The following is a 3,060-nucleotide window of genomic DNA, read 5'->3' on the forward strand; positions in this document are numbered from 1 at the left end:
AGGCGTCTATGATCACAGAGATGGCGCTTGCCGATACCGCCGGCACGGAAGCGCGCGCGCTACGCGCGTTCTGGATACTCGTCGCGCGATATTCCGGCGGTCTCGCTCTCGGTCTTCTGGCGAAGGGCGGCGTGACGCTGTCCGGCGGCATTCTCAAACGGATCGTCGCGTTCCTGGACCCGAAAGAATTCCGTCGCGCCTTCGACGATCAGGCGCCGCTTGGCGCGCTTGTCGCGAAGATACCGGTACGACTGGTGACCGATGACAGCAGCGTCCAGGACGGCCTTGCCGCGCTCGCCGCGAACCCCCGCCGCTTCATGATCGATTACCCTGCGCGTTTGTGGTGCTGATCAGGCCGCGTGGGGCGTCGCGACGACGTGCGGCTGCTCCCGGTCGACGCCCTGTCGCCGCACGCCGGCCAGCCCCGCCGCCATTTCGACGAGGCGGCGCTGGAGGAACTGACGCAGTCGATCGCCGCGCGCGGCATGATCCAGCCGATCATCGTCCGCTCGCGTCACGGCGGGTACGAGATCGTGGCGGGCGAGCGGCGGTGGCGGGCGGCGCAGCGTGCCCGGCTCGCCGAGGTGCCGGTCGTCGTGCGCGACTATGACGATTCGGAAACGCTCCAGATCGCGCTGCTGGAGAACATCCAGCGCCAGGACCTGAACGCGATCGAGGAGGGGCGCGCGTACCAGCGGCTGGCGGACGAGTTCGGCCACAAGCAGGACGAGATCGCGCGCACCGTCCACAAGTCGCGCAGCCACATCGCCAACCTGCTGCGCCTGCTCGACCTGCCGGAACCGGTGCAGGACCGGGTGGTCGACGGCTCGCTCAGCATGGGTCACGCCCGCGCGCTGCTGGGCGCCGCCGACGTGGAGCAACTGGCCGAACGGGTGGTGACGCAGGGGCTGTCGGTGCGCGATACCGAGAAGCTCGTCCGCGCCGCGAAGGGCCGCGCGCGACCGGGCCAGCCACCGGCGCGGCGCGCGGCGACGGACGACCCCGCCGACCCGCACGCGGACGTAGCGGCGCTGGAACAGCAGCTGGCGGACATGCTGGGCGTGCCGGTGACGATCGCGCTGTCGGACGCGGGCGGGACGCTGACCCTGTCCTACGCCACGCTCGACCAGCTCGACATGCTGTGCCAGCGATTGAGCGGCGAGGGGATCTGACGGGACCCGTCGGCCCGGCCGGCCGCGGGTCGCACCGCCGATATACCCCGCAAGAGCCATGATGGGCCATTTATTCAAATGGTGGGACGTGCAGACATAGGTTTACAACCGATAGCAGCTAAACACTGCCGTCATTTCGGGCAAACCTCACGTCAGGCGAGATCTTCATGTTCCAATACGGTTCCACGTCGGCGGTCATCCCCGCATCGCCCGCGCTACATCCCGGTTTCGCGGCCGATCCGTCAACGGCCCGCGCCGTGCCGGCGCGGCCGGGCAAGCGCGCGCTGGCCGAGCGCGCGATCGAGGAGCGGCTGGGATCGGCGATGCTGACGGTCGCGAACCTGTGCCGCTGGACCGGCATGTCGCGTTCCTCGCTGTACCGGCTGTTCGACGCGGACGGCGGCGTTCAGGCCTATATCCGCGACCAGCGGCTGGCGCGGGTCGCCGAAGAACTGCGGGTCGCGACCGCCGGCCGGGTCGCCGACATCGCCGAGCGGTGGGGGTTCTGCGACGCCGCCTATCTGGCGCGCGTGTTCCGGGAGGTGCATGGCGTGACGCCCAGCGCCTATCGCGCCCGCCACGCGGGCTGAGGACGACGCCTCTCGCTGGGCCGGCGCGTTACGCCATGTGGAACGTCTTGGTCGCCAGATGCGCGGCGACGCCCTCCGGGCCGTCCTCGGAGCCGTAGCCTGAGTCCTTGGTCCCCCCGAACGGGCTGTCGACCCAGGACAGGCGGACGGTGTTGACCGCGATCATCCCGGCCTCGATCGCGTCGCCCAGCAGGTTCTGCCGGCGGCCGTTCTCGGTGAAGCAATAGGCGGCGAGGCCATAGGGCAGGCGGTTCGCCTCCGTGATCGCCTCCTCCACCGTCTCGAACGGGTGCAGCAGCGCCAGCGGCCCGAACGGCTCGTCGTTCATCGCGCGCGCGGCCAGCGGCACGTCGGCGAGCACGGTCGGCTCGTGGAAGAACCCGCCGCCGGACGCCCGGCCGTTCCCGCCGGCGAGCACGCGCGCGCCGATGCTGCGCGCGTCCTCCACCATCGCCGCGATCGCGTCCGGGCGGCGCGCGTTGGCCATGGGACCCATCTGGATGCCCTTCTCCAGTCCCGGGCCGATCCGCAGCGCGCGCGTCCGTTCCGCGAAGCCGGCCGCGAACGCATCGTAGATGCCGCGCTGGACGTGGAAACGGGTGGGGGCGATGCACACCTGGCCCGCGTTGCGGAACTTGGCGGCGACCAGCGTGTCGATCGTCCTGTCGAGGTCGCAGTCGTCGAACACCAGCACGGGGCCGTGGCCGCCGAGCTCCATCGTGGTCGCCATCAGCGACCCCGCCGCGAGCGTCGCCAGATGCTTGCCCACCGGCACCGATCCGGTGAAGCTGAGCTTCCGGGTCACGGGCGAGGCGAGCAGGTGGCGCGAGACGGTGTCGGGCGTCCCGAACACGCATTGCGCGACATCGCCGGGCAGCCCGGCATCCTGGAAACAGCGCATGACCTCGCAGGCCGACCCGGCGGTCTCCTCGCTGGGCTTGATGATGATCGCGCAACCGGCGGCGAGCGCGGGCGCGAGCTTGCGCACCACGTTCATGATCGGGAAGTTCCACGCGCAGAACGCCGCGACGACGCCGACCGGCTGGTGCAGCACCAGGCTGCGCGTGCCGGCGGGACGCGGCAGGACCCGGCCCTGGACACGCAGGCCCTCCGCGGCGTGATAGTCGAGCAGCGCCGCCGCATACAGCGCCTCGCCCTTTGCCTCGCCGAACGGCTTGCCCTGTTCTAGCGTCGCGATCCGCGCGAGGTCGCCCGCGCGCTCGCGGATCAGGCCCGCGGTCTTCTGGAGCAGGCCGGCGCGGACCTCCGGCGCGGTCGCGCGCCACGCCCTGAAACCG

At 70.9% G+C, this 3,060-nt stretch carries 4 protein-coding genes; 3 read left to right on the plus strand and 1 reads right to left on the minus strand.

Annotation, left to right across the window (positions count from 1 at the left end):
- The 3 genes from HUU95_RS12430 to HUU95_RS12440 form a co-directional block, all read left to right on the plus strand.
- A partial coding sequence (locus HUU95_RS12430) for a glucokinase (protein ID WP_174280389.1) occupies positions 1-350 on the plus strand: 350 nt, incomplete at its 5' end.
- A 9-nt stretch (positions 351-359) separates the two neighbouring features.
- On the plus strand, positions 360-1,172 hold the full coding sequence (locus HUU95_RS12435; RefSeq protein ID WP_174280390.1) for a ParB/RepB/Spo0J family partition protein: 813 nt from the start codon (positions 360-362) through the stop codon (positions 1,170-1,172).
- A gap of 167 nt (positions 1,173-1,339) precedes the next feature.
- On the plus strand, positions 1,340-1,762 hold the full coding sequence (locus HUU95_RS12440; protein ID WP_174280391.1) for a helix-turn-helix domain-containing protein: 423 nt from the start codon (positions 1,340-1,342) through the stop codon (positions 1,760-1,762).
- A 28-nt stretch (positions 1,763-1,790) separates the two neighbouring features.
- Here the strand turns inward: HUU95_RS12440 and HUU95_RS12445 are convergent.
- Positions 1,791-3,060: NAD-dependent succinate-semialdehyde dehydrogenase (locus HUU95_RS12445; protein ID WP_174280392.1), on the minus strand; the 1,270-nt coding region annotated here is incomplete at its 5' end.

It is taken from the genome of Sphingomonas bacterium, assembly GCF_903643065.1.
Lineage (GTDB): Bacteria > Pseudomonadota > Alphaproteobacteria > Sphingomonadales > Sphingomonadaceae > Sphingomonas.